Raw genomic sequence first — 26028 nt, forward strand, 5'->3', positions numbered from 1 at the left:
ATTCATTCAAAATGGCTGGACAAAAAACCGTGACCCGTGCCAAATTCGGCTGATCGGGGAACAAATCGCACCCAAAAACGGGCGGCCGGAGGGAGGTTGAGCGCACATGAAGGCATGGGACGCGATCGTCATCGGCGGCGGCCACAACGGGCTGGTCAACGCCGGCTATCTGCAGCGCGCCGGGCTCGACGTGCTGGTGGTCGAGAAGAACGACTGGGTCGGCGGTGCGGCCACCAGCCGCGAGCTGACGCCGGGCTTTCTCTACTCCAACTGCTCCTATGTCTGCTCGCTGTTCCGGCCCGAGATCATGCGCGATCTGGAGCTGCCGCGCTTCGGCCTGCAGGTGATCTCCTATGAAGGCGGCGCGGTGTTCACGCGCGACGGCGACTATCTCGCCAACTACCGCGACCACGATGCGCATCGCCGCGAATTCGCCCGCTTCTCCAAGCGCGACGCCGAGGCCTACGACCGCTATTCGCGCGACGTCACAAGGCAGTGCCGCTTCATCCAGCCGCTGTTGATGCGCACCGCGCCCGATCCCACCAGCTTCAAGCCGCGCGATCTTGGCGAGTTGCTTTATCTCGGCAAGAAATTCGCCGGTCTCACCGCTGAGGAAATGGCGCTGACCTTGCGCTTCTGGACGATGTCGATCTCCGGCTTCCTCGACGAGTATTTCGAGACCGACGTCATCAAGGCGAACTTTGCGCTCTCCGGCATCATCGGCACGGCGCTTGGGCCCATGTCGCCCGGCACGGCCTATGTCCTGCTCCACCACTATATGGGCGAGGTCGATGGCTCCGTGGGCGCCTGGGGCTATGCGCGTGGCGGTATGGGTGCCGTGACCAAGGCGCTCGCCGCCTCATTCAAGGCTTCCGGCGGCACGATCCGCACAGGCGCCGAGGTCGAGCGCGTGCTGATCAGGAACGGCAGGGCCAAGGGCGTCGTGCTGGCCGGCGGCGAAGAGGTCCACGGCAAGCTCGTCGTCTCAAACGCCGATGTGAAGCGCACCTTCCTGAAACTGGTCGAGGAGAAGGAGCTGCCCGACATCTTCCTCCGTCGCGTCAGGAACTTCAAGATCCGCGGTTCGTCCGGCAAGGTCAACATCGCGCTCGATTCGCTTCCCCAATTCCCGGCTCTGCCGAAGGATTCGCCGGTCTACCGCGCCGACATGCACTTCACCGATTCAATCGAGCGCATGGAGCGCGCCTATGACGACTGGAAGGCCGGGCGCTGGTCGGCCGATCCCTTCCTCGACATGGTGATCCCGACCACGCTCGACCCGACCATGGCGCCGCCGGCAAAACATTTCATGAGCTGCTTCGTGCAATACGCGCCGCCCAAAATTGGCGGCCGAGACTGGACGGACGCCGACCGCGACGGCTTCGCCGAGAGCGTGGTTGCGCAGATCGCCGAATATTCGCCCGGCTTCCGCGACCGCATCGTCCATATGGAGGTGCGCACGCCGCGCGAGATCGAGGCCGAGGTTGGCCTCACCGAAGGCAACATCTTCCAAGGCGAACTGACCTTCGACCAGCTGCTGTTCAACCGCCCGGTGCCGGGCTACGCGCAATACCGCTCGCCGGTCGGCGGGCTCTATATGTGCGGCTCCTCCACGCATCCGGGCGGCGGCGTCATGGGCGCGCCCGGACGCAACGCCGCCGCCGAGATCCTGCGCGATCTCGCCAAACCAACCCTGCATATGAGCCCGGCCCATGACGTCATCTGAAGCGAATTGGGACGCGATCGTCATCGGCGGCGGGCACAACGGCCTGGTCGCCGCCGCCACGCTGGCGAAATCGGGACGCAAGGTGCTGCTGCTCGAGGCCGGCAAGGAGGTCGGCGGCGCGGCGCGCACCGAGGAATTCGCGCCGGGGTTTCGCGTCTCCTCGGTCGCTCATCTGCTCAACCGCCTGCATCCCGATGTGGTGAAGACGCTGGTGCTCGAGCGCCACGGGCTCAAGATCGAGCGCGGCGATTTCGTGCCCTCGGTCGCATTATCGAAAGACGGCCCGCTGGTGCTGCACGGCGCCTATGGCGAGGCGCTGACGGGCGCCAGCCCGTCGGAGCAGTCGGCTTGGCGCGACCTGCGCGCGCAGCTGTTGCGCTACGCCGGCGTGCTGAAACCCTTCCTGTCTCGCCGTCCGCCGGACCTTGCCGGCATGTCGCTCGCCGAAATGACCGGGCTCGGCCAGACGGCGCTGGCGCTGAAAAAGCTCGGCAAGGAGGACATGCGCGACTTCCTGCGCGTGCTCTTGATGAACGTCTACGACCTGCTCGACGAGCAGCTTTCCGACGACAGGCTGAAAGGCCTGCTCGCTTTCGACGCGACACTGGGCAGCCATCTCGGTCCGCGCTCGCCGACATCGCTGCTCGGCCTCTACTATCGGCTCGCTGGCGAGATCGGCGGCCTCGCCGGCGCGCAGATACAGCCCAAGGGTGGCATGGGCGCGGTCGTTGCCGCCATCCGCTCGGCGGCCGAGCAAGCGGGTGTTTCGATCCGTCTGGCTTCGCCGGTCGCCAAGGTTGTCGTCGAGAAGGGCCGCGCCGTCGGTGTCGTCACGCAGGGCGGCGAGGCGCTGCGCGCAAAAGCCGTCGTCTCGGCCATCAATCCCGCAACCACGATCCTCGATTTGGCCGGGCCGCGCGAGGTCGACACCGGTTTCGTGCGCAAGGTGAAGAACATCCGCATGAAGGGCGATGCGGCGAAGCTCCATCTCGCGCTCGACCGGCCGCCGCAATTTGCCGGCGTGGACGCCGCTGGCCACAAGGGCCGCCTCGTCATCGCGCCTTCGCCGGACCATGTCGAGGGCGCCTTCAACCCGTCGAAATATGGCGAGTTCTCGCCCGAGCCGGTGATGGAGATCACGCTGCCCAGCCTGGTCGATCCTTCGCTGGCACCCTCCGGCGCCTGCGTGCTGTCCGCGGTGGTGCAGTACGCGCCCTATGCGCTGAAACAGGGCTGGACCGCCGGCAAGCCGCAATTCCTCAAGGCGATCATGGCGCAGCTCGAAGCCTATGCGCCTGGCATCGGCGCCACGATGCGTCATGCCGAGTTGCTGACTCCGGCCGACATCGAGGGACGCTACCGCATGCCCGGCGGTCACTGGCACCACGGCGAGTTGCAGGCCGACCAGATGCTGATGTCGCGGCCGGTCTCCGGCTGGTCGGGCTACGACACGCCGCTCGAAGGGCTGTTCCTTGCGGGCGCCGGTTCGCATCCCGGCGGCGGCATCTCCGGCGCCCCCGGCCTCAACGCCGCACGCCGCATCATCGCGATAAGGGAATGAGATGATTTCGCCATTCACAAACGCAGCGCTCTACGACGCCAACATGAATCGTCATGTGAAAATCGGTTCCGCCCGCACTCTGGCGCAATCCCACTTCCGCACGCTGCGGCTCGGCACACCTTTCCAGCCGCGCATTGACGCGCTGGCGCTGACAAACGACTGGTACAACTGGGCTGGCTACCGCGCGCCGCATTCGCTCTGGGACGAGGAGCTGGAATACTTTGCCATTCGCAGCCAGGCGGCACTCTTCGACATCTCGCCGATGTCGAAATACCGGATCGAGGGTCCGGACGCCGAAGCCTATCTCGACCGTGTCACGCTGCGCGACGTGACCAGGCTGAAGCCGGGCCGCGTCCACTACACCGCCTGGTGCGACGACGAGGGTTTCGTCCTCGATGACGGCACGCTGTTCCGGCTGTCGCCGACGCGCTTTCGGCTGTGCTCGCAGGAGCGGCATCTGCCCTGGCTGCTTGACAGCGCCATCGGCTATGAGGTCAGCGTCGAGGAAGAAACCGAAGCGATCGCCGGGCTCGCGCTGCAAGGCCCAACCTCCTTCGCCATCCTGCGCGACGCCGGCTTTGCCGGCATCGAGCGGCTGAGGGTTTTCGACCTCGCCGACTTCGCGCATGACGGCGCTGCCGTCACCATCTCGCGCACCGGCTTCACCGGCGATCTCGGCTACGAGCTGTTCGTGCCGGCGGACAAGGCGTTGAGCCTGTGGGACCGGCTGATGGCGGCGGGCGGGCTGCGCGGCATCCGCGCCATCGGCTACACGGCGCTCAATCGCGCCCGGCTAGAAGCCGGGCTGATCGTCGCCAATGCCGACTTCACCACTGCCGGGCATGCCATCCGTGCCGACCGCCTGCGCATGCCGGACGAGATCGGCGTCGGCTTCATGGTCGATCCGAACAAAGGCCACTTCAACGGCCGCCGCCCCATCTTCGAAGCGCGGGCGAAGAAGCAGCTGCGCCATGTGCTGGTCGGGCTGGAGATCGAAGGCAACATCCCGGCCGAGCACGCCACCGTCTACTGCAAGAAGAGCCAGGAGGTCGGGCTTGTCAGCGCAGCGATGTGGTCGCCCATGGCCAAGCGCAACATCGCCATCGCCTCCTTGCAACGGCCTTACGGCGATAGAGTCGTCGACGACCTCTGGGTCGAGATCTACGCCTTGCGCGAGCTGCGATACCAGAAGCTGATGAAGCGGGCGAAAGTAGTACCGCGGCCGTTCATCAAGCTCGATCGCCGCACCGCCAACCCGCCGGCGGACTTTTGACGTGGAAGGGGATGCGGACAGGCTGGACGCGGAGGCGGAAGCGGCCGAGCAGTGGCAGCTGGTCAACACGCCGCTCGGCGAGATGTGGTCCGGCCGCACCCGCTATGCGGCGGCGATGTTCTTCTTCAAGCGCGGCGAGATGGATGCCGAGACGCTGGAGGTCTACCGCATCTGCGCCCGGCTCGACCATGAAGACCCCTTGCCGATCATCCGCGACCGCGGTGTCGGCAAGGAATGGCTGAAGCGCTTGGGTGCGTAAGCCCGCAGCGCGACGGAGCTGAGCTCCTGCTTCGTCCTAGGACCAATCGACATTCAGGATTCAAAATCGCGTTGATGCATGATTCATAGGCTTCCAGATTCGATCTGGAGAGCGGTGGATGGCACGTCGATATGAACTGAGCAGCGCGCAATGGCAGCGTATCGAAGGACTGTTGCCGGGAAAGGCAGGTGATCCTGGCCGCAGCGGCGAAGACAATCGCCTGTTTGTGAATGGCGTGCTGTGGGTTCTGCGCTCCGGAGCGCATTGGCATGATGTGCCCGAGCGCTACGGCAAGTGGAAGACACTGCACCAGCGGTTCCGGCGCTGGTCGAAGGCTGGCGTTTGGGAGCGTGTCTTTGCCGATCTGATCGTTGATCCCGACAACGATTATGTGATGCTCGACAGCACGTTGGTTCGCGCCCACCAGCAGGCGGCGACCGGAAAAGGGGGGACCAGAACCAGGCTTTGGGGCGTTCCCGAGGTGGATTGACTACTAAGATCCATATGGCTGTCGACGGTCGCGGCCGTCCGTTGCGCCTGATCCTGACGCCCGGCCAGCGTGGCGACGTCACCCAAGCGCCTGCTTTGCTCGAAGGGCTCAAGGCCAAACGCGTTCTTGCCGATAAGGCCTATGACAGTAATGCCCTGCGCGCGATCGTCGTCGAGATGGGAGCGCAGGCCGTCATCCCCTGCAATCCAACCCGCAAGACCCTCATCCCCTACGACTTTGAAGCCTATAAGGCGCGCAATCTCATCGAACGCTGCTTCAACAAGCTCAAACACTTCAGGCGCATCGCCACCCGACACGACCGGCGTGCTCTCTACTTCCTCAGCTTCGTCCAACTCGCTTGCGCAATGCTATGGATGCGCTGAATGTCGATTCAGCCTAGGATGACGACGTCTGGGGGAGCGTTCTGGCCCAATCCAGAACGTCCAAGATTGTCACTTTATCCGATCGTCCTTTCAAGGACACGCAGCCAATTCCGATAAGCGATCTTCTCGATCAGCGCGCGCCCGAAGCCGCGAGCGGCGAGCGCGTCGAGGAGCTTCGGCAGGCCTGCCACGTCGCCGATCACCGCCGGGATCATGGCACCGTCGAAATCGGATCCGAGGCCGACACCGTCCTCGCCCAGCGCCTGCAACAGCGACTCGATGTGGCGCAGCATGATGTCGAGGCTGGTGTCGGCATTCATGCGGCCGTCCTCGCGCAGGAAGCCGGTGGCGAAGTTCAGGCCCACCATGCCGCCCGTTTCGCGGATCGCGCCGAGCTGCCAGTCGGTGAGGTTGCGCGAATGGCCGCAGATCGCATGCACGTTGGAGTGGGTCGCGACCAGCGGCGCATCGCTGAGCGCGGCGACATCGCGAAAACCCTTCTCGTTGAGATGCGAGAGGTCGATCATGATCCTGAGCTGGTTGCATGCCTTGACCAGCGCCTTGCCGGCGTCGGTCAGGCCCGGCCCGGTATCGGGCGACGAGGGAAAGCGGAACGGGACGCCGTTGCCGAAGGCGTTCGGCCGGCTCCAGACGATCCCCAGCGAGCGGAGCCCGGCGGCATGGAGCACGTCGAGCATGGCAAGCTCGGGATCGATCGCCTCGACGCCTTCGATATGGAACACCGCGGCGATCGAGCCATTCGCCATCGCCTCGCGCACATCGCCGGCGCTGCGGCAGACGGTGAGCGCGCCGGCGCGCTCGAGCCTGAACAGGATCGAGGCCATGCCGATGGTCGAAGTGACCGCCTCGGCGCGCGGCAGTTCCGGCGGCAGTGGTTCGTTGTCGCTCGGCGCCGGCGGCACGGCGCTGCGCTTGGTCTTTTCGATCGGCGGCGGAAAGATCGCGAACATGCCGCCGGCAAAACCGCCCTTGTTGGCGCGCGGCATGTCGATGTGACCGCCCGGCGTGCCCTCGATGAACAGCTTTTCGACATCCGCTTCGTTCGACTGGTAGAGCCTCAGCAGCGTGTCGTTGTGGCCGTCGAAAACGGGAATGAGGTCGGATTCGGTCATCAGGCCATTCGCTTTTTGAGGTGGCGGATCGGGGCGGGAGAATCCCAGGTGATCTGTCTAATTAGGCAAGATGGCCGAACTGCGCAAATGCCAGACGCGTGTTCGCATTTATGGCTGGGCCGCGTCGCTCGCCCCCGGGCGGTGGATCGGCACGCAGCGCCGAGACGGTTGAGGGCGCTGCAGCGGAGTAAGACAGTCGGTTTTTCCCTGGAACTCCCCCACCCGGCCGCTTCGCGGCCACCTTCTCCCTCGGGGAGAAGTGGAAGACGGGTGCTACTACTTCAGCACGTCGGCCCATTCCGGATGGCGGCGGAACTGGGCGTTGGCGAAGGGGCAGAGCGGGATTATCTTCTTGCCCGCCGCGCGCGCGTCCTCGACGGCGCGGGTTACCAGGCGAAGCCCGGCGCCCTGGCCGCGAAAGACATCCGGCACCTCGGTGTGATCGATGATGAGCTGGTGCTCGCCGACCTTGGTGAAGGTCATTTCGGCCTCGGCGCCGCCCGGTCCGCGCAGCAGGTAGCGACCCTTGGAGCCGCGATCTTCCAGTTCGATCTCGGGCAGCTGGTCAGCCATTTTTCTTGCCTCCTGCGCCGACGAGCGAGAGGGCAAAGAGCCGCCGCGCCGCTTCGATTTCATTCGGCCGCACCTCGTGCCCGCCGTCGTGCCATTCCACTGTGACATCGGCCCCGTCGGCGCGCAAATAGGCCTCCAGCCGCGTTGTCAGGTTCGGCGGGCAGATCGGGTCGCGCCTGCCGGCCGTGATCAGGATGCGGCGCCCGGCAAGGCTGCCCTGCACCTGCGGCTCGAACGGGATCAGCGGATGCATCAGCGCCGCGGCATCGAACAGTCCTGGCTCGGCGAACACCACCGAGGCCAGGATGTTGGCACCGTTGGAATAGCCGAGGCCGAACGCCGCCGAGGGCTTTGCCGCTTCGACATGCGCCTTGACGAAGCCGGCCATCTTGGCCGTCGCCCGCGCGAGGTCGTCCATGTCGTAGACGCCTTCGCCGGTGCGGCGGAAGAAACGGGCGGCACCTTGCTCCGACACATCGCCGCGCGGCGAGACTAACGTCGCCGAAGGCGCGAGTTCGCGACCGAAGGACAGAAGCTGGTTCTCGTCGGCTCCGGTGCCGTGGAAGACGAACAGCAGCGGGCCGCCCGGCGAACCGGGCAGCACTTTGTGGATGTAGGCGTCCTTGCTCATGGCGTCAGTCTTCCAGCTTCTGCAGATGCTGTTCGAGATAGGGTCTCAGATGCTGATGCTGCGTCGGCAGCTTCAACGCCTCGCCGAGATGCGCGGTGTCCTCGTCGCGGTTGAAGCCCGGCTCGTTGGTCGACACCTCGAACAGCACGCCGCCCGGCGTGCGGAAATAGATCGCCCAGAAATAGTCGCGATCGATGACCGGCGTCACGCCGTAACCCGTGTCGACAAGCGCCTTGCGCACTTCGAGCTGCCTAGCGCGATCCTCGACCGCGAAGGCGACATGGTGCACAGAGCCGGCGCCGAGATTGGCAAAGCCTGCGCCCGGCAGCGATTCGATGTCGACGACGTCGGCGCCGTTGCCGTTCTTGATCGCCATCCGGCGGATGTTGCCGGACTTGTCGACCTCTTCATAGCCCATGAACTTCAGCAGCTCCTCGGTGGCGCCGCCGTCCTTCAGTCTCAGCGCGACCGAGTGGAAGCCGCGGATCGCCTCATCGGCGGGGACGCCGCCCTTCACCCAGGGCGCTCTGCTGTCGGCCTTGTCTTCGACCAGCGCAAAACTGTCGCCGTCGGGGCCGGTGAAGGTAAGCCGCTTCTCGCCGAAGCTTTCGCTGCGGCCGACACCGCTGACGCCCTCGTCGGCGAAGCGCTTTTCCCAATAGCCGAGCGTGCCTTCCGGCACCGAGAAGACGGCGGTGCCGACCTCACCTACCCCATGCCGGCCCTTGCCGATGTCGGGGAACGGGAAATAGGTCATCACCGAGCCCGGCGTGCCGAACTCGTCGGCATAGTAGAGGTGATAGACATCCGGCGCGTCGAAATTGACGGTCTTCTTCACCCGGCGCAGGCCGAGCTTCTTGGTAAAGAACTCATTGTTGCGGCGCGCATCGCTTGCCATCGAGGTAACGTGATGCAGGCCCTTGATCTGATCGAGCATGGTCTTGCTCCTTCCCTATCCTTGCTGCGGCCCCTGCCGCTGTCCACCGCAATATGAGGATAGCGCCTGGCCCGGCAAAGCGACCAAACTCAGAATGGACTGTATCACAAAAGTGAACGGCCATAAGACCGATGTTCACCAATTGATGAAGCTGCCTCCTTGCGCCGATCGGGAAATTTCGGCTCCATGAGCGGGCGCACCGTCTTGAGGAGAAGAGTTTGGACAACCGAGTGAGCCGCCCGAATGTTCTTCTCATCACCTGCGACCAGTGGCGCGGCGATTGTCTGTCGGCGGCGGGACATCCGGTGGTGAAAACGCCGAATGCGGATGCGCTCGCGGCCGAGGGCGTGCTGTTCCGGCGCCACTACGGTGGAGCGGCGCCCTGCTCGCCGGCGCGCGCCTGCCTCTACACCGGCCTCTATCAGATGAACAACCGGGTCTGCCGCAACGGCTCGCCGCTCGACGCCCGCCACGGTAACATCGCGCTTTCCGCACGCGCGGTGGGTTATGACCCCACGTTGTTCGGTTATACCGATGTGGCGCCGGACCCGCGCCGGCTTGCGGCCGGCGATCCGCGGCTGAGGAGTTATGAAGGCGTGCTGCCCGGCTTCAGCGTCCGGCAGTTGCTGCCCGAACATCAGAAGCAGTGGCTGTCCTGGCTGCGTACGCGCGGCATCGACACGAGCGCCGGGGCACCGGGCATCCATCGTCCGGCTGGCAAGCAGGGCAAGGTCGGCGATGATGTAAGCAACGCGCCGCCGGTCTATTCGAAGGACCAGACGCCGGCGGCCTTCCTGGCCGGCGAATTCATCCGCTGGCTTGGCGAACAGGAGCAGTCGGCGCCGTGGTTCGCGCACATCTCCTTCATCAGTCCGCACCCGCCTTTCATCGTGCCGCAGCCCTACAACACCATGTACGACCCGGCCGACGGCCCCGCTTTCCGGCGCGCGGCGAACTGGCAGGCCGAGGCGCAAAGCCACCCCTACCTCGCATACGATCTTGGCCTGCAGAAGCGGACGAAGTTCGTTCCCGGCGTCGAGGGCAAGGTGCGGGATTGGAGCGAGGAGAATTTCCGCCGGATCCGTGCGCTTTACTACGGCATGATCTCCGAGCTCGACGCGCAGCTCGGCCGCATCTGGGAAGCGCTGAAGGCGGCCGACAGTTGGGATGACACTGTGGTTGTGCTCACCTCCGACCATGCCGAGATGATGGGCGACCACTTCATGCTTGGCAAAGGCGGCTTCTTCGACGCCAGCTACCACATTCCGCTGATCGTGCGCGATCCGCGCCGGACAAATGCGGCCGGCGCATCCATCGATCGTTTCACCGAGGCGGTGGACGTCTTCCCGACCTTGCTCGACCTGATCGGCGCAGCACCCGAACCGCACCTCGACGGCAGGTCGCTGGCGTCCTGGCTCGACGGCGAGGAGCCGGCCGACTGGCGCGACGCGGCGCACTGGGAATTCGATTTCCGCTCGGTCGCCGACGGCAAAGCCGAGCGGCATTTCGGCATCGGCTCACGCGACTGCAACCTTGCCGTCCTTCGCACCGAGGCTTTCAAATATGTCCATTTCGGCGGCGGCCTGCCGCCGCTTCTCTTCGACCTGTCTAAGGATCCGGACGAGTTGAGCAACGTCGCGCACGACCCCGCCTATCTGCCGGTGCGCGTGGAACTCGCCGAGAAGATGCTCACCTGGCGCGCCAACCATCTCGACCAATCACTCGCGCTGGCGGAGCTGACAAAGGACGGAGTGGTCGGCCACGTGAGCAAGACAGCAGGCAGCGGGGAATAGCGAAACGCGTATTCCCTGCCGCCTGCTGCCCGCTGCCTGGTCCCTTACTGCAGGACCATCCGCTGCTTGTCGCGGTTTGCGGCATAGGAGCTCTTGTCGTAGGCTGCCTGCGCCTCCAACTGCTCCTTGGTGAAGTTGGTGTAGAGATACTTGTTGCCGTCCTTGTCGGTCATGAACTTCAGCTTATCCATGCCGAGGGCGACTTCCTTCTCGCCCATGCCGAGGAAACCGCCGACATCGATAACCACCGCATCCGGCTTGTTGTCGGGCGTCAGCACGACATCGCCAATCTCGCCGATCTCGACATCGTTGGCGCCGTATACCGTGGTGCCCTTCAGGTCGTCGACTCTGATGTTGCCCATCGGCATTTCATTCAACGTCGATTTGTCGATCGAGGCTGTCTTGGTCGTGTCGGTGGCGGCTGTGCCGGTATCGGCCGGCTTGTTCTCAGCCGTCGTATTCGCAGCCGGCGCCGCGGGCTTGGTCTCAGCCGTCGTCTGGGCCGGCTGAGCCGGTTTGGCCTCCTTGTCGGCCGTGGTGTCGGACGAGGTCACGGCAGGGGTGGTCGTTGCCGGAGCAGTGTTCGAAGCCGTGGTGGCTGCGGCCGGCGCCGGATCATAGGCCTTGCGGTTGAAGTCCGGCTGAGCCTCCAGCTCTTCCTTCGTCGTCTCGGCGATCAACCAGCGATCGCCATTCTTCTCCGCCCATTTGGCCTTGGCGAAGTCGAAGGTAACGTTCTTCTCGCCAATGCCCAGGAAGCCGCCGACGCCGATCACGAGGGATTCGGCCTTGCCGTCCTTGGCAAGAACGATGTCGTTGACGTCACCGATTTTTTGGGCGTCGTCGGCGGTGCCGTTATAGACCGACTCGCCCATGATGTTGGTGGCGAGATTGCCTTCAGCCTTCTCTACCGGCTGGGCCGGCTGCGCGGGCGCTTGCGCCGTTCCGGTGTCGGTGGTCGCAGGCTGCGTGGCATCGGTCGTTTGCGCCGGGGCCGGATCATAGGCCTTGCGATCGAAGGCCGCCTGTGCGTTCAGCTCGTCTTTGGTCGTCTTCGCTACGAGCCAGCGGTCGCCGTTCTTCTCGGCCCATTCCAGCTTGTTGTAATCGAAGGCGACATCCTTGGTGCCGACGCCAAGAAAGCCGCCGACGCCGATGATGACGGATTTTACGTTGCCGCTTGCATCGAAAACGACGTCGTCGACCTTGCCGATGTCTTCGGCATCGTCGCCGGTCCCATTATAGACGGATTCACCGATGATATTGGTCATCAGCGCGCCGTCTGCACGTACTACTGGAGCTTGGGTCTCGGCGGCGGGCGCGGGGGTTTCGGTGGCGGGCGCCTGCGCCGGTGCAGGCGTTGTGTTCTGCGCAATGGCCCCGGTTGCTAGGAGGGTTGCAAGCGCGGTCGTTGCAAAAAGAGTGCGGATCATGATCGTCTCTCCTCGTGCCTGATTTCCTACGCGCCGCGTTCGCGGCCTCGCACAAGGCAAGGGCGAGCGCGGCAATATTCCACGATTTCACAACGTCGTGAGGGGAGCCTTGTTCCAAACGGCGCCCGTCCACGGCGCTTGCCTTGCTCGCTGGCGCGGAACCTTCGGCGGCCCTTTTCCGTTTCAGCCTGCGGCTGAGAGTTCGTTTTTTGGCCTAACAATAGCAGGACGGAGAGGGGCATGCGGTTTGCTGCGGTGCTGAACAAGGACGGGGGCACCCTGCGCACGACCGATGTTCCAGCCTTTGCCGACCGGGTCCGCGAGCTTCTGGAAGCGGCCGGCCATTCGGTTCAGATCGACATCGTTGCGGGCGGCGAAATCGCCTCGGCGTTGGAAAAGGCCATAGCCATGCGCAACGTCGATGTCGTGCTGGCCGGAGGCGGCGACGGAACGGTGTCCACCGCCGCCTCGCTTCTCATGAACAAGCAGAAGGCGTTGGCCATATTGCCGGCCGGTACGATGAACCTTTTCGCGCGCAGCCTTGGCATTCCCCAAACACTGGAAGCCGCCTTGAAGGCCTTTACCGACGGCGAGGTCAAGGCGGTCGATATGGCGACTGCGAATGGCCGTCCCTTCGTGCATCAATTTTCAATCGGCATGCATGCCAGAATGGTCCAGCTCCGCGAGAAGATGGATTTTGGCTCGCGGCTGGGAAAGATGCGGGCGTCGGTTCGCGCCGCATGGGCAACGATCAAGAACCCGCGCACCCTCAAGGTGACCTTGACCATCGGCAAGACCGACATCATCACCCGCGCGACCGGAATTGGCATCAGCAACAATCTGTTCGGCGAGGGCCATCTGCCTTATGCGGACAATCCGGCCGGCGGCGTGCTTGGCATCTATGTCAGCGTTGCGCGCCGGCGCCGTGACTTGGTAAAATTGCTGCTTGCCATGCTGCGCGGCCGGTGGCGCCAAAGCGAACATGTCGAGATCCACCAGGCTGACAAAGCCGTGCTGAAAATTCATTCCTCGCCGACAAAGTTCAAGGCGGTGATGGACGGAGAGTTGGTCAAGCTGGAACGCGAAACCACAGTCGAGATCCATCCAGCAACCCTTAACGTGCTGGTCCCTAGAAGCAGCGCGCAGGCAAAGGCAGCCTGAATGAAGCCAAGACCTCAAAACTACTGTGTTTGACCGCTGGGAGCAGGCGCCTGCTCGGTCCCTGGAGGTTGTGGGACGTGCTGCTGCTCGGTGCTCGGCTCTTTGATCAGCACGCCATAAATCTCGGCTACGCCCCAGGCGATGAATACCAGCAGCAGCCCGGCGACGAGAATCCTGAGCGCATGCCAGCCCCAGTGCCCCTGGCGGGCTTCGTTTTCAGGAACGGTCTTGGGCATTGTCGGTCTCCAGGTGTGGGGGCGCGCACGCCGAGCACGGCATGGTCGGGTAACGGACCCTTTCCGCGAAAGTTCCCAATCCGACAGCTATATCCGGCACGGTCGGCCGCCCCGACCGGCTTGCCGCGCCTATGGCGTTTCGCTGCGATCCTTTTCTCGAGGCCCAGCCTTCACGTTCTCGCGGTAGATGGCGTAGGCGGCGAGCGCGATCGCGGGCGCGAGAAGCGTCCCCAGGCCGCCCTTGCTTTTCGCGAGCGCCGGGAGCAGAGCGAGCGCCGCGGTAACGCCAACCGCCGTCATGTCGGCCTTTCGCCTTCGCGCGCGCCGCCGCGCCCGCATGCTGGTTGTGAGCTTGTGGATCACGACAATCAGCCCGGCGATCACCAGGAAGCCGATGCCGAAGCCGAGGCTGGTCGCTAGCGGCCCGTAGCGCGCCGCCAGCCAGATATAGGCCGCGCCGATGAGGAAACCGACGCCGCACAGGGCAAAAACACCGGCAAGTCCGTAGAGGATTGCGGTCAGCCGCGCTCTTTGCAAGGCCGCCACCGCCTCGCCGGAAGCAAGGCCGGAAATAAGCGAAACCAGCGTCCCCATATGAGGGCTGCTAGCGGCGCGACAGCAGCGCGAACAGGAAGCCTACTCCCGCCGCAATCGCCAGCGACGTCACCGGCTTTTCGCGAACGCTGGCTATCAACTGCGCTTCCAAATCCTGAGCGCTTCCGCGCATGCTTTCGAACGCTGCCTCGCCGTGCGCGCGCAGCTGCTCGACGCCTTCGGCGGCCGCGCGGCGCGCTGCCCCGTAACTGTCGTCCCGGGTCTTGGCCAATTGCCTGGTGAGCTCTTCGATATCGGCCTTCAACTGCCGGATGTCGGCTTCGAGGTCGGCGCTGGGGGGAGTATCTGTTGCGGATCTGCCTGCGGCGGTCGCCATTGCGTAACTCCTTAAGTTTGCTTCCATTTCAACGCTTGGCCGAGACCGGGGTTCCGTTCTGCCGGTCGTCGTCAGATGAGCGGTCTGCGCTCCTCACCCAAACCTTGCCAGCCGGCCAACTCCGTCAGCCCCTCATGGCTGATAACCTCGCAACCACCGTCACGCCAAATGATCAGCTTACGGTCCATCAGCTTGCGGATCGTCTTGTTGGTATGCACTAGCGACAGGCCGAGCGTATCGGCGATATGCTGCTGCGTGATCGGGATCTGCACCGGCCGCTTGCCGTTAAGGCCTGCGCCCCGGGCACGGCTGGAGATGAAGGCGACAAGATAGGCGGTGCGCTCCAGCGCGGAACGGCGACCGATGCTCAGCAGGTTTTCATCGAGCATGCGCTCCTCGCGCGACGCCATCCAGGTGATGTCATAGGCCAGGCCCGGGTAGTTGCGGTAAAGCTCGTGCAATTGGTCGCGCTCGAAGACGCACAGCAGCATCGGCGACAAGGCCTCGACGGAATGCTGCATCTCGCCCATTAGGCTGCCTTGCAGGCCGATGAGATCGCCGGGCATGGAATAGTTGAGGATTTGCCGCCGCCCGTCGCGCAACAGCTTGTAGCGGAATGCCCAGCCTGAAAGTATGGTGTAGAGATGCGCGCTGTGGCTGCCTTCGACCAGCACGGTCGCCCCCTTGTCGACCGCAAGCTCTCCTTTCTTGAACCCGCTGACGAACAACAGCTCCTGACTCTCGAATTCGCGAAAGACTGGCAGCGGCCGCAGCGGGCACTTGCCGCAAGGATATTGGCGGGTGGCAAGGGAATATGCGCTCTGGCCGGACATTTCGACCCCTCTTCGAAACCCCTGCCCCGATCGGGCGAATACAAACGCTTCACCCGGACCGAGGTTCCGCCGCTCACGCAATGCATCGCCGGTCATGTCTTTTTTAAATGACAGAGCGCCGAATACCGCGCATGACTGAAGCCTTATAGGAGTCGCCGCCACGTGCCCCCATTGCTAGACGGATTGCGCATCCTGGTCTTGGAAGACGAATTCTTGATAGCGATGGATGTCGAGCAACTATGCCGCGACCAAGGGGCAGCCGAGGTCACGATTGTTGGGGACCTGGCTGAAATCGACCTGCGGGATGGGTTTTCGTGGTTCGACGCCGCTATCGTCGACCTGATGCTCGGCGGCACCTCGACACTCGACTTCGCCGAGCGGCTGCGCAGCGCGGACATTCCATTCGTCTTCGCGTCCGGCTACTCCGACGCCGAGGATCTCGAAGGCTCTTTTCCCGAGATTAAGCTGGTCACCAAGCCCTACTCGGGAGACGATCTGATCCAGGCCCTGGCGCTCGCCTGCAGGCGCGCGAAAGCGGCGTGACGACGTAGCGTCGAAGAGCCGGAGGTGGGTGTCAGGCGGCGTTTGATCCTGTCACCTGCGCCGAGATCGCGTCGGGGCCGTATTCGTCCTCGCCAGAAATCTTCAGGATGTCCTGCAGCCGGGCGCGCGCGCGGCTGACCCGGCTCTTGATCGTGCCCACCGCGCAGCCGCAGATCTCCGCCGCCTCTTCGTAGGAAAAGCCGGACGCGCCGATCAGGATAATGGCTTCGCGCTGATCCTCCGGCAGCTGCTCCAGCGCGCCGCGGAAATCCTTGAGGTCGAGCTGGCCATGCTGGGCCGGGTGGACGGCGAGCCTGGCGGTCATGATGCCGTCGCTGTCCTGCACCTCGCGGCCGCGCTTGCGCATCTGCGAATAGAATTCGTTGCGCAGGATCGTGAACAGCCAGGCCTTGAGGTTGGTGCCCGGCTGGAAACTCTCATGTTTGTCCCACGCCTTGACCAGGGTTTCCTGGACGAGGTCGTCCGCCTTGTCGGCATTCTGCGTCAGCGACACCGCAAAGGCGCGCAGGCTTGGGATCGCGCCGAGCAACTCGGTCTTGAAGCTCTGGGAGACCGCCGCCATGTCTCAGTCCTTTTTCTCGGCGGGTTCGGCCTTTTCCAGCTGGCTGAGCAACTGAGCGAATCGATCCGGCACCTGATCGGAGACCAGCTCGTCGTAATATTGCTTGAGTTTGCGGGCGATTTCGGAGTTCGGTCCGAGCGGACTGCTACCCCCGTTCCGGTGCCTGCTCGGGGCGCCAGTTATTGCATTCTTTGACATTTCTTTCATGTTTGCCCTAAGTCCCAGCACCTGAAACCGCTTTAAAACCATAGATCACGACGCAAGCGGCACCCTTGTCTGGTTGCCCATCCCAAAGCCGGAAACGCCCGCTTCCTAATTTAGTTCCCTGCCCGGCGGAACTTTTTCAGAAAGCCGACGTTGGTTTTGCCGGGACTTCCAGTGAGTCTAGCCTTTGCAATGCAACAACGTCATCTGAGGGAGACGTCAAATATGAGCCTGTCCGCAACCATCGCTCCTCACCTGCCTTTCCTCCGCCGTTTCTCGCGCGCCGTGTCGGGATCGCAGGAAAGCGGTGACGCCCTGGTTGCTGCGATGCTGGAGGCCATCATCGCCGACACCGAAGTTTTCCCCAAGGCATCGAGCGATCGCATTGCGCTGTACAAGGTCTTTGCCAGGCTTTTCACTTCGATTGCGATCCGCGTGCCGCAAGAGCATGCGCAGACAGCTTGGGAGCAGCGGGCGGCCGCCAATCTCAACGCAATCGCGCCGCGGCCGAGGCAAGCTTTCCTGCTGGTCGCCGTAGAGGGTTTCAGCGAGGATGAAGCCGCGGAAATCCTCGATGCCGACGAACAGGAGTTCTCCGAATTGCTTGCCCAGGCAAGCAGCGAGATTTCTCGCCAGGTCGCGACCGACGTGCTGATCATCGAGGACGAGCCGCTGATCGCCATGGATATCGAGGAAATGGTCGAAAGCCTCGGCCATCGCGTTGTCGGCACCGCCCGCACGCACGCCGAGGCGGTCGCCGTTTTCGGCAAGACGCGTCCGAAAATGGTGCTGGCCGACATCCAACTCGCCGATGGCAGCTCGGGCATAGAGGCGGTCAACGAGATCTTGTCCTCGACGCCGGTGCCGGTGATCTTCATCACCGCTTTCCCTGAGCGCCTGTTGACCGGCGAGCGTCCCGAACCGGCGTTTCTGGTGACCAAGCCCTTCAATCCAGACATGGTGAAGGCCCTGATCAGTCAGGCGCTGTTCTTCGACCGGCAGGCGAAAGCCGCGGCCTGACCGCATGTCCGATCATTGAGCTCTCATGCGAGGCGCCCGCGCCTCGCACGATGCGGCCGCGGAGTCCTATCCGTGAAGCGTTTTCAGGGGATCGTCTTTTTCCGCAAATGGTGGAACAAACGCCATCCAGCCACGTTTTTTCCAGGACGTTAGAAGGAGAGATATCATGCTGTACTGGGCGCTCGTTTTTCTTGTGGTCGCGATCATCGCCGGCGCGCTTGGGTTCGGCGGCATCGCCGGCACGTCGGCTGGCATCGCGCAGATATTGTTCTTCGTCTTCCTTGCTTTCCTGGTGATCTCACTCATCGCCGGCCTCGTCAGGAGAACCTGACCAGGGGCAGTGCCGAACACTGGAAGCCGCACCCCTCAAACGGTTTCCAGCCACCGCCGGGCGATGTCCCCAAAAGGATGTCGTCCGGCGGACCGCTTTTGGGCAGCGTAAGTGTCAGTAGGTCAAGACCGGGGCAGCAATCCTCGAAAGCCGTTCGCGCCTGGATGCGGGAAGTATCGAATGCGTTCCAAGGCCTCAGAGAAGGACTATACGCAAGAGCGCAGCGACGAAGTAATCGCGATGCATCCGGCGGAAAGCGGGATGCAGGTGGGGCGCGCGCTGCTCCACGCGCTCCACAATGCTGGAATTTCGGTCCTCTACCAGGATCGTGGAATGAAGACCGTCTGGGCGCGCAACATGCGCGCCCCGTGGGCGTGCGAGACGGCCGAGGGCAAGGATGTGCTTTCCCCCGCGCAGTCCGAGCGCATAGGCGCAGCCAAGCGCAAGGTGATTGAAACCGGCAACCCGGATCGCCTCGAGCTCGGCATTTCCGACAGTGACGGCGTGCGCTGGTTCCATGTCTGGATCGATGCCGATCGCAGCGACTCCGGCGAGGTTCAGGGCGTCGTCACCACCATGGTCGAGACGACGGAGCAGAAGCGCCGCGAGCAGACGCTGAAGACGCTGCTGCGAGAGGTCAGCCATCGCTCGAAGAATCTTCTGGCCATCATCCAGAGCATAGCCACCCAGACCGGACGCTACTCGGAGACGCTCGGCGATTTCCTGACGCACTTTCGCGGCCGCATCCAGTCGCTCGCCTCGTCTCAGGATCTGGTGACATCCTCCAACTGGCGGGGAGCGGCGTTTCGTGAGCTCGTGTCCGGCCAGATCGGCCGCTATAGCGCCGATCCAAGTCGCAGCCTGCGTTTCGATGGGGAGAACCCTTACCTCAATCCGAACGCTGCCCTTCATATCGGACTGGCCATGCACGAGCTGGCCGTGAATTCGGTAAGCTACGGCGCCCTGTCGCAGCCTGACGGACGGATCAGGGTAAGCGCCAGGATCGCGGCCGGCAGCGAGACTTCGCCTGGCCTTTTGCTGATTTGGACAGAAAGGATCGGCGCCGGTCGGCGCACCGAAAATCGTTTTGGCAGCGTCGCCCTCGAACGCGTCGTGCCGACGTCGCTGAACGGCTCCGCCAGTCTCGATATCGACGACGATCGTCTCGAATATCGCCTGACCATCCCGCGCGGCAATTTCGAGATAGAATGACAACCACGTCCCGGGGCAACGGTCAGCCGCCGGAGAGGCGTTTAACCTGCTGTTCACCATAAAATCCGATTGTGTTCCCCGGCAGAAGCAACTCCAGGATAGCGCGCAATGCCCTTCCGAGTTGCGTAAACCTTGGAGTGGATCGGCGATCCCGTGAGGAGCTGAACCGCTCGCGACGCATCAAACCCAGCCGCGCAATCACACCGCGATTTGGGAGGAACCGAAGATGATTGCCGATATGAACAGGCTGGAGCGGGCCGCCCGCGTCTCGATGGGCGGCTTCCAGGACGCCGAAGCACCGCCCTCGCCCCGTTCCTCCCATCCATCGCTTCGCCTCGGCGCCGTCGCCCTTGTTGCTGCTCTCGTGCTGGCGGTGGACTGGCAACTGGCCTGATCTTTCCAATCGAGCAGCCGGCCGGCGCCAAGGGCACGCGCCATTGCGCGCCGACTCCGCCGAGCAGGAACTTTTGAGCGGCAACAATCGTTCTTTGCGGCGGGAGGTTTCGACCCGTGGAACACATCGCCGCCTGCTCCTCGTCATTGGCTGCTCGGACACCATGACCGATTGCCGCGAACTGTCGGTGCCGGTCAGCGTCTTCGAGACTTTCGAGGCTTGCATCGCCGAACGGCCGTTTGCGCTGGGCGACCTGCAGGGGCGCACGCCGCGTGTCAAGGGCGAGTGCCTTGCCGTCGATCCGGCACTTGAAGACGACTACGATCAACTGCTGTGGACCGTGCGTCCCGACGGCAGGCTCGTCGCGTCGCTGGAAACTTCCGGCGCGCTTGTCGCGTCAAACGGCGCACGCCCGTAAGACACTCTCTTCAGCAATAACAAGATCGGGCAGGCAAAGCCCGTTTTTTCGTGCTAAACGGCGGTTGGCACTGCCAAAAGTGAGGACAAAAGCGAGGAGCTATTTATGCGGAAAATGATCATTGCCATGGTTGCCGTGGTCGCCGTTAGCGGCTGCACCACGACTGAGCAGGATGTCGTCGGGGGCGGCTTGATCGGCGCCGGCGTCGGCGGCCTGGTCGGCGGCGGCAGGGGCGCGCTGATCGGCGCGGCTGTGGGCGCCGGGTCCGGCCTGTTGGTTCGCAACCTGCGCAATGGCTATTGCATATATCGTCACGCTGACGGCACGAGATACAAGGCCCGCTGCAACTGATTTTCCGCGAGACACAGTCATCTACCCGGGGGCCGACCAGCGGTCCCCGGGTAGATCGTTGTTAGACCCTGACCGACAGGCGCTCAGCCTGGCAGGGGTATTCGGATTTCCACCTTAAGCCCGTCGGCCCGGTAGTCGCGCTTGATCGTACCGCGCAATTCTCGCGTGACATTGAGATCGATCAGCTTGGTGCCGAAACCGGTCTTTGCCGGCGGCTCCAGTTTCTTTTGCCCGGCCTCGCGCCAATCGAGCACCAGCGTCCGCTCCCGGCCACGTCCTTCGACCCGCCAATCGACCTTCAGGGCGCCCACCGAGTTGCCGGCCTCGCCATATTTCAGCGCGTTGGTGGCAAGCTCGTGGAAGGTCAGGCCAAGCGCCTGCGTCGTCGTCTCGTCAAGCAGCACTTCCGGCCCCGACAATATGCCTTCGGAAAGCTCTTTGCCGAACACCTGCCCAAGCTCGGTGCGCAGCAGGTCGCCGAGGTCCGCCTTCTGCCAGCGCGAGCGTGTCAGCATGTCCTGCGAGGCAGCCATCGCCTGCAGCCGCGCCGAGAATGATGCCGAGAACTCCTTCACGTCGGTGGCCTGCGAAGCAGTCTGCCGCGCGATCGCCAGCACCCTGGTGATCGAGTTCTTGATGCGGTGCTTCATCTCCTGCAGGATCAGCTCCTTTTCCAGCAGGCTCTTCTCCGTCGCCTCATGCAGCAGCGACTTCGCCTCGTAGGCGCGCTCCTGATAGCGGGCCACCAAGGCAATCGCCCCGGCGAGCAGCAGACCGAACAGCCCGAGCATCACGGGAATAGCGCGCGAGGAAGGCAGCGCGAAAGCGCTCGTCGGCCGAAACAGGACAGTCCAGGGTCGGCCGGCCACGACGATATCCCGGCGCGCCAGCAGCTTTCCGCCGAGCGATTCGGCCGGCGGCGCCTCCGACCGGAACAGGAGATTGTCGGCTCCCGGCTGGCCGTCGAAGATTTCGACGTTGACCGGCAGCAGCGGAGCCTTGCTGAGCGCCACCTGGAACAGATCGCGTGCGCGGAAGGAGGCGTAGAGGAAGCCGGCGGTCGAGGAGCGGCTGGCATTGATGACGTCCGGGGCCGTTTCCACGTTCAGCCGCACGAAGACCAGAAATCCGGGGAATGTCTGCTCCAGCCCTTGTCCCTGGCCAAGTTGAACGAGCCCGCTGGCATGCTGCTGGTCGTCGGCCATGGCCTTCTCGATTGCCGCCCGCCGTGCCGGGTCGCTGAACATGTCGAAGCCGATGATCGACTGGTTGGAGGTATCGAGCGGCTCGAAAAGCACGATGGGCGTGCGCCATTGCTGCTGCGTGATTGCCGGATAGACCGGGTGGGCCGAACCGCGAGCGCGCAGGATGTCGCGCTCGAGCGTGGCCTCGTCGCCGGTCTTGGCCAGCCTCAGGAAGCCGATGCCGCGCAGTCCGGCGAAATTGTCGTCGATGTCGAGCGCGGTGAGGAAGGCCTTGAACTCGCCGCGCGTGATATCGCCGTTACGAGCATCGAACAGCGCCTGGGTCGAGCGCAGCAGCGACAGATGCAGGTCGATGCGGCTCTCGATGCGGTTGAGCGCATCGTCGGCGGTTCCCTCGAACTTGATGCGTGCCGCCTCCTGGGTCGCGAAATAGGCGAACCCCGCCATCGTCAGGCTGATCAGCGCGACGGCGATGAAGGCGACGATCGGGAAAAGCTTTTTCAATGCAGGGTGCGGCCCATGGATGGTTGGCTACCTTTATGGGCAAGTCTCCGCGCCAATACAATGGCAAGGCCAACCCAACGCCGCGATTGGCTCATCAAACAAGTCGCAAATTAGCCAACCAATTTATGGTCTTAGGCCGCGATTTTCAGCGCTCCCGGGCCTGGCATGGCGCCCGGCGGGCACTTGCCCAGAATGATCATGCCGAGCACCTCGTCTTGGGTCACGTCGCTGGTGCGCGCCGTACCGACGACCTGGCCGTTCTTCATGACGCAGACCCTGTCCGCCAGCTCGAACACGTCATGGATGTCGTGGCTGATCAGGAAAATGCCGATGCCGTCGGCCTTGAGCTGCCGCACCAGTTCGCCGACCTGGGCCGTCTCCTGAGGGCCGAGCGCTGCCGTCGGCTCGTCCATGATCAGGATTCGCGCGTTGAACAGGATCGCGCGCGCGATCGCCACCGACTGCCTCTGTCCGCCGGACAGCTTGATCACCGGCTCCTTGAAGCGCTGGAAGCGCGGATTGAGCCGGCCCATCACCTTGCGCGCTTCGGCCTCCATGGCGACGTCGTCGAGCGTGCCCCAGGCTGTCATCAGCTCGCGGCCAAGGAAAAGGTTGGCGGCGGCGTCGACATTGTCGGCAAGCGCCAGCGTCTGATAGATCGTCTCGATGCCGTATTTCTTGGCGTCGCGCGGGTTGGAGATTGCTGCCTCCTCGCCATTGACGAAGATCTGACCGGCATCGCGCTTGTAGGCGCCGGACAGTATCTTGATCAGCGTCGACTTGCCGGCCCCGTTATGGCCGAGCAGCGCCACCACTTCGCCGGGGAAGAGATCGATGGAGGCGTCGTCGACGGCGCGAATGCCGCCGAAGGCGATCGAGATGTTGCGCATGTCGACCAGCGCGGCGTCGGCGGGAGCGTTCTCGTCTGCCATGATGCTGCCTCCTTCACACCCGCTTGCGGTAGATGGTGTCGAGCCAGACCGCGATGACCAGCACGGCGCCGACGACGATGCTTTGCAGCGGCGAATCGACGCCGAGAAGCACCATGCCGGACTGCAGCGACTGCATCAGCAGCGCCCCGAGCATAGCGCCGAGCACGGTTCCCGAGCCGCCGGCGAGCGAGGTGCCGCCGATGACCGCCGCGGCGATGACCAGGAGCTCGTCCAGCGTGCCGAGCGCATTGGTCGACGAATTCTGCCGCGCCGACGAGATCGCCGCGGCGATCGTCGCCAGCACACCCATGATCATGAACACCTTCATGGTGATCCAGCGCGTGTTGATGCCGGCAAGGTTGGCCGCTTCCGGATTGCCGCCGATGGCAAAGACATAGCGGCCGAAGCGAGTGCGCTTGGTGATGAAGGTCATGACGAGGCCGACGGCGATCGCCATCAGCACCGGAATGGCGATGCCGTGGGCGATGAACAGGCCGCCTTCGGGGACGGTGAGGTTTTTGGCGGCGGCATAGCGGTTCACGATGCCGACCGGCCACGGATAGGAATTGGCCAGCCACACCGCGCCCATGATGACCGCGCAGGTGACCGCGCCGAGCAGCGTCTCGGCCCAGATCGGACGCAGCGGGAAACGGAAGCGCTTGCGCTGCACCCTGCCGTTGAACAGCGCAAACACCACGGCAACGCAGGCGACGATCCCGACGATCCAGCTCCATTTGGCGCCGATCGAGCCGGCCGGTCCGCCGCCCATCAGCTGGAAGGTGGCGTCGAGCGGCGCCACCGTCTGGCCGCTGGTGACCCACCAGGCAGCACCGCGCCAGACCAGCAGCCCGCCAAGCGTCACGATGAAGGCCGGCACTTCGAGATAGGCGATGACGAAGCCCTGGAAGGCGCCGATCAGCAGGCCGAGCGCCAGGCCGATCAACAGTGCCAGCACCCAGATCCAGGGATTGCCAAGCTCGAGCCCAACCATTCGCACCAGGAAATGCACTTGGGCAAAGCCCATCACCATGCCGATCAAACCCTCGGCGGATCCGACGGAGAGGTCGATGTTGCGCATGACGATGACCAGCACCATGCCGGAAGCCATGATGGCCACGGCCGAGGTCTGCACCGACAGGTTCCACAGGTTGCGCGGCGTCAGGAACGTTCGGCTGTCGAAATCGAGCGGATTGACGCCGAGCCGCAGGCTCGAGATGACATGCAGGCCGATCCAGATGATCAGCAGCGCGCCGACCATGCCGAGCATGCGTGTGTCGAGCTCGGTCGCCTTGAGGAAGCGCCCGACGGTGCTCAGTTCGGAAGCCCGCGCGCGATCCGCCGCCGGGTTGGCCGGCGTATCAGAGGTCGTATCGGTCATGATCTCCTCCCGCCGGCTTGCCGTCTGGCGCGGATGCCGGACCACGATGTTAGAGCAATTCCAGGAAAAAGTGCGTAGCCGCCTGGAATTGCGCGGAAACAAACGGCTGGAGCAGTTCGGCGATCCTGCCGGACAGTGAACTGCCCCAATGGTCTCCGGCTTCAGTACGCCCGAAAGCCTTTCGAGAAACGCCGCGGCCGTTGGGCCGCGGCGCTGCGTTTGAACCTGACGGCCAGCTTAGTTGCAGACCGCGACGCTGCCGGCGGCAACGCCCGCGCAGACTTCATCCTTATTGATCCAACCCGCGTCGATGACGACGTTGAGATTATCCTTGGTGATTGCGACCGGGGTCAGGAACAGCGACTTGACGGTGTTGCCGCCAGGCGTCGTGAAGTCCTTGGCGCCCGCGATGTCGGTCATCTTCTTGCCGTCGGCGAGCTGCGAGGCGATCTCGGCGGCGTGCTTGCCGAGCTCGCGCGCGTCCTTCCACACCGACACCGTCTGGGTGCCGAGCGCGATGCGGTTGAGCGCGGCATGGTCGCCGTCCTGGCCCGAGACCGGAACGGTGCCGGCCAGCCCTTGCGCCGTCAGCGCCGCGACGACGCCGCCGGCGGTGCCGTCATTGGCCGCCACCACCGCGTCGACCTTGTTGTCGTTGGCGGTCAGGAACTGCTCCATGTTCTTTTGCGCGTTGGCGGGCAGCCAGCCGTCGGTATAGGCCTCGCCGACATTCTTGATCTTGCCGCTGTCGATGGCTTCCTTCAGCACTTCCATCGAGCCGGAGAACAGGAAATCGGCGTTCGGGTCGGCGCCCGAGCCCTTGATGAAGACATAATTGCCCTCGGGCTTGGCCTTGAACACCTCGCGGGCCTGCATGCGGCCGACTTCCTTGTTGTCGAAGGTCAGATAAAACACGTCCTTGTTCTCGATCAGGCGGTCGTAGCCGACGACCGGAATGCCTTCGTCGAGTGCCTTCTGCACCGCCGGCCCGATCGCGGAGGCGTCTTGCGCCAGGATGATCAGCGCATTGGCGCCCTGCGAGATCAGGCTTTCGACGTCGGTCAGCTGCTTGCCTGGATTGGACTGTGCGTCGGCGGATATGTACTTGTCGCCGGCGGCCTCGATCGCCTTCTTCATCGCCGCTTCGTCGGTCTTCCAGCGCTCTTCCTGGAAATTGGACCACGAAACGCCGATCACCTTGTCCTTCGCCTGCGCGACCGACGCCAACGTCAACGACATGGCGACGCCCGCCAGAATGGCGGCTGCGAATCTCTTCATGATATCCTCCCTGCGCCCCTCGCGGCGCGACCCAGATTGGCCCGAAGACCATGCAGAGGCTTTTTTTCGAGCCTCGAAAAAATACTGATCCAAGGCAAAGGCGCTGTCAACTGCAATTCTGACGGTTTTTGAGGTGTCGCGTACTTTTTTTTCGAGACCCGCAATAAATAATGACAGTGCCGACCGCTTCTGCCACTATCGGGGAACAGTTCGGAGGAGGCGCAGCCCGCGTCCACCGAAACTTGTAAAAACCGGGACGGTTCGGGTGCCGGCGTCCGGGTGGTGAATCGATCTGGCGCGTCGCCGGGTCCTGTGCATGATC

The 26028-nt window shown here is 63.8% G+C and carries 28 protein-coding genes and 1 pseudogene; 14 read left to right on the plus strand and 15 right to left on the minus strand.

The features are described 5' to 3' along the window. Nucleotides 1-106 precede the first annotated feature (106 nt). From CK224_RS16500 to CK224_RS16520, 5 genes and pseudogenes are all read left to right on the plus strand, one after another. A complete protein-coding gene (locus tag CK224_RS16500; protein WP_095782483.1) occupies nucleotides 107-1726 on the plus strand; it encodes an NAD(P)/FAD-dependent oxidoreductase in 1620 nt (539 codons plus the stop codon). Further along, the gene (locus CK224_RS16505; protein ID WP_095782484.1) at nucleotides 1713-3287 is read left to right on the plus strand and encodes an NAD(P)/FAD-dependent oxidoreductase; all 1575 of its coding nucleotides are present in this window, start codon (nucleotides 1713-1715) and stop codon (nucleotides 3285-3287) included. Before CK224_RS16500 ends, CK224_RS16505 begins: the two co-directional genes overlap by 14 nt. A 43-nt stretch (nucleotides 3288-3330) precedes the next feature. Then, the gene (locus CK224_RS16510; RefSeq protein ID WP_095782786.1) at nucleotides 3331-4560 is read left to right on the plus strand and encodes an aminomethyltransferase family protein; all 1230 of its coding nucleotides are present in this window, start codon (nucleotides 3331-3333) and stop codon (nucleotides 4558-4560) included. Nucleotide 4561: 1 nt separating this feature from the next. After that, complete coding sequence (locus CK224_RS16515; RefSeq protein ID WP_082980657.1) at nucleotides 4562-4819, plus strand: hypothetical protein; 258 nt, start codon at nucleotides 4562-4564, stop codon at nucleotides 4817-4819. A 118-nt stretch (nucleotides 4820-4937) separates the two neighbouring features. Further along, nucleotides 4938-5692: pseudogene (locus CK224_RS16520) on the plus strand (IS5 family transposase). A 74-nt stretch (nucleotides 5693-5766) separates the two neighbouring features. On the opposite strand, the gene CK224_RS16525 reads toward CK224_RS16520, so the two are convergent. The 4 genes from CK224_RS16525 to CK224_RS16540 all read right to left on the minus strand — a co-directional run bounded on the left by CK224_RS16525 (nucleotide 5767) and on the right by CK224_RS16540 (nucleotide 8966). Then, the gene (locus tag CK224_RS16525; protein ID WP_095782486.1) at nucleotides 5767-6825 is read right to left on the minus strand and encodes a dipeptidase; all 1059 of its coding nucleotides are present in this window, start codon (nucleotides 6823-6825) and stop codon (nucleotides 5767-5769) included. 276 nt (nucleotides 6826-7101) lie between these two features. Continuing rightward, the gene (locus CK224_RS16530) at nucleotides 7102-7398 is read right to left on the minus strand and encodes a GNAT family N-acetyltransferase (RefSeq protein WP_095782487.1); all 297 of its coding nucleotides are present in this window, start codon (nucleotides 7396-7398) and stop codon (nucleotides 7102-7104) included. Then, nucleotides 7391-8029, minus strand: a complete 639-nt coding sequence (locus CK224_RS16535; protein WP_095782488.1) for an alpha/beta hydrolase — start codon at nucleotides 8027-8029, stop codon at nucleotides 7391-7393. Before CK224_RS16535 ends, CK224_RS16530 begins: the two co-directional genes overlap by 8 nt. Nucleotides 8030-8033: 4 nt before the next feature. Continuing rightward, nucleotides 8034-8966 carry a VOC family protein gene (locus tag CK224_RS16540; RefSeq protein ID WP_095782489.1) on the minus strand — a complete coding sequence of 311 codons (933 nt, stop codon included), beginning with the start codon at nucleotides 8964-8966 and terminating at the stop codon, nucleotides 8034-8036. 230 nt (nucleotides 8967-9196) lie between these two features. Here CK224_RS16540 and CK224_RS16545 point away from each other — a divergent pair, with 230 nt between their 5' ends. Continuing rightward, nucleotides 9197-10759, plus strand: a complete 1563-nt coding sequence (locus tag CK224_RS16545) for an alkaline phosphatase family protein (protein ID WP_245425967.1) — start codon at nucleotides 9197-9199, stop codon at nucleotides 10757-10759. 44 nt (nucleotides 10760-10803) lie between these two features. On the opposite strand, the gene CK224_RS16550 is transcribed toward CK224_RS16545, so the two are convergent. After that, on the minus strand, nucleotides 10804-12192 hold the full coding sequence (locus tag CK224_RS16550) for a PRC-barrel domain-containing protein (RefSeq protein WP_095778175.1): 1389 nt from the start codon (nucleotides 12190-12192) through the stop codon (nucleotides 10804-10806). A gap of 240 nt (nucleotides 12193-12432) precedes the next feature. On the opposite strand from CK224_RS16550, the gene CK224_RS16555 reads away from it, so the two are divergent. Next, nucleotides 12433-13353 carry a diacylglycerol kinase family protein gene (locus CK224_RS16555; protein ID WP_095782491.1) on the plus strand — a complete coding sequence of 307 codons (921 nt, stop codon included), beginning with the start codon at nucleotides 12433-12435 and terminating at the stop codon, nucleotides 13351-13353. A 20-nt stretch (nucleotides 13354-13373) separates the two neighbouring features. Here CK224_RS16555 and CK224_RS16560 read toward each other — a convergent pair whose 3' ends face one another. From CK224_RS16560 to CK224_RS16575, 4 genes are all read right to left on the minus strand, one after another. Continuing rightward, on the minus strand, nucleotides 13374-13589 hold the full coding sequence (locus tag CK224_RS16560; protein WP_067002134.1) for a hypothetical protein: 216 nt from the start codon (nucleotides 13587-13589) through the stop codon (nucleotides 13374-13376). Nucleotides 13590-13718: 129 nt separating this feature from the next. Further along, a complete protein-coding gene (locus tag CK224_RS16565) occupies nucleotides 13719-14183 on the minus strand; it encodes a phage holin family protein (protein ID WP_095782492.1) in 465 nt (154 codons plus the stop codon). Nucleotides 14184-14193: 10 nt separating this feature from the next. Next, nucleotides 14194-14520, minus strand: a complete 327-nt coding sequence (locus tag CK224_RS16570; protein ID WP_095778215.1) for a DUF883 family protein — start codon at nucleotides 14518-14520, stop codon at nucleotides 14194-14196. A gap of 71 nt (nucleotides 14521-14591) precedes the next feature. Next, nucleotides 14592-15353 carry a Crp/Fnr family transcriptional regulator gene (locus tag CK224_RS16575; RefSeq protein ID WP_095782493.1) on the minus strand — a complete coding sequence of 254 codons (762 nt, stop codon included), beginning with the start codon at nucleotides 15351-15353 and terminating at the stop codon, nucleotides 14592-14594. Between the two features lie 198 nt (nucleotides 15354-15551). On the opposite strand from CK224_RS16575, the gene CK224_RS16580 reads away from it, so the two are divergent. Beyond that, nucleotides 15552-15896 (plus strand): response regulator, encoded by a 345-nt coding sequence (locus tag CK224_RS16580; protein ID WP_348628392.1) that lies wholly within the window; start codon nucleotides 15552-15554, stop codon nucleotides 15894-15896. 31 nt (nucleotides 15897-15927) lie between these two features. Here CK224_RS16580 and CK224_RS16585 read toward each other — a convergent pair whose 3' ends face one another. Then, the gene (locus CK224_RS16585) at nucleotides 15928-16479 is read right to left on the minus strand and encodes an RNA polymerase sigma factor (RefSeq protein ID WP_040973662.1); all 552 of its coding nucleotides are present in this window, start codon (nucleotides 16477-16479) and stop codon (nucleotides 15928-15930) included. 3 nt (nucleotides 16480-16482) lie between these two features. Next, the gene (locus CK224_RS16590) at nucleotides 16483-16686 is read right to left on the minus strand and encodes a NepR family anti-sigma factor (RefSeq protein ID WP_095782787.1); all 204 of its coding nucleotides are present in this window, start codon (nucleotides 16684-16686) and stop codon (nucleotides 16483-16485) included. A gap of 222 nt (nucleotides 16687-16908) precedes the next feature. Between CK224_RS16590 and CK224_RS16595 the strand changes: the two genes are divergently transcribed. The 6 genes from CK224_RS16595 to CK224_RS16615 all read left to right on the plus strand — a co-directional run bounded on the left by CK224_RS16595 (nucleotide 16909) and on the right by CK224_RS16615 (nucleotide 20409). Next, nucleotides 16909-17703, plus strand: coding sequence for a response regulator (locus tag CK224_RS16595; protein ID WP_067002122.1), 795 nt, complete (start codon nucleotides 16909-16911; stop codon nucleotides 17701-17703). Nucleotides 17704-17869: 166 nt separating this feature from the next. Further along, a complete protein-coding gene (locus CK224_RS16600; protein WP_067002119.1) occupies nucleotides 17870-18034 on the plus strand; it encodes a DUF1328 domain-containing protein in 165 nt (54 codons plus the stop codon). Between the two features lie 180 nt (nucleotides 18035-18214). Then, complete coding sequence (locus CK224_RS16605; protein ID WP_095782495.1) at nucleotides 18215-19246, plus strand: PAS domain-containing sensor histidine kinase; 1032 nt, start codon at nucleotides 18215-18217, stop codon at nucleotides 19244-19246. 226 nt (nucleotides 19247-19472) lie between these two features. Next, nucleotides 19473-19640 (plus strand): hypothetical protein, encoded by a 168-nt coding sequence (locus tag CK224_RS31300; RefSeq protein WP_176477943.1) that lies wholly within the window; start codon nucleotides 19473-19475, stop codon nucleotides 19638-19640. Nucleotides 19641-19803: 163 nt separating this feature from the next. Beyond that, complete coding sequence (locus tag CK224_RS16610; protein ID WP_176477944.1) at nucleotides 19804-20058, plus strand: hypothetical protein; 255 nt, start codon at nucleotides 19804-19806, stop codon at nucleotides 20056-20058. A 105-nt stretch (nucleotides 20059-20163) separates the two neighbouring features. Beyond that, nucleotides 20164-20409: a YMGG-like glycine zipper-containing protein gene (locus CK224_RS16615; protein ID WP_067002111.1), complete on the plus strand. Its 246-nt coding sequence runs from the start codon at nucleotides 20164-20166 to the stop codon at nucleotides 20407-20409. Nucleotides 20410-20492: 83 nt separating this feature from the next. Here CK224_RS16615 and CK224_RS16620 read toward each other — a convergent pair whose 3' ends face one another. The 4 genes from CK224_RS16620 to xylF form a co-directional block, all read right to left on the minus strand. Then, nucleotides 20493-22118 (minus strand): CHASE domain-containing protein, encoded by a 1626-nt coding sequence (locus CK224_RS16620; RefSeq protein ID WP_095782496.1) that lies wholly within the window; start codon nucleotides 22116-22118, stop codon nucleotides 20493-20495. Nucleotides 22119-22249: 131 nt separating this feature from the next. Further along, a complete protein-coding gene (locus CK224_RS16625; RefSeq protein WP_095782497.1) occupies nucleotides 22250-23050 on the minus strand; it encodes an ATP-binding cassette domain-containing protein in 801 nt (266 codons plus the stop codon). Between the two features lie 13 nt (nucleotides 23051-23063). Beyond that, nucleotides 23064-24428, minus strand: a complete 1365-nt coding sequence (locus CK224_RS16630; protein WP_095782498.1) for a sugar ABC transporter permease — start codon at nucleotides 24426-24428, stop codon at nucleotides 23064-23066. A gap of 237 nt (nucleotides 24429-24665) precedes the next feature. Continuing rightward, nucleotides 24666-25706 carry a D-xylose ABC transporter substrate-binding protein gene (xylF, locus tag CK224_RS16635; protein ID WP_095782499.1) on the minus strand — a complete coding sequence of 347 codons (1041 nt, stop codon included), beginning with the start codon at nucleotides 25704-25706 and terminating at the stop codon, nucleotides 24666-24668. Nucleotides 25707-26028 lie beyond the last annotated feature (322 nt).

This window comes from Mesorhizobium sp. WSM3862 (assembly GCF_002294985.1).
Classification (GTDB): Bacteria; Pseudomonadota; Alphaproteobacteria; order Rhizobiales; family Rhizobiaceae; genus Mesorhizobium.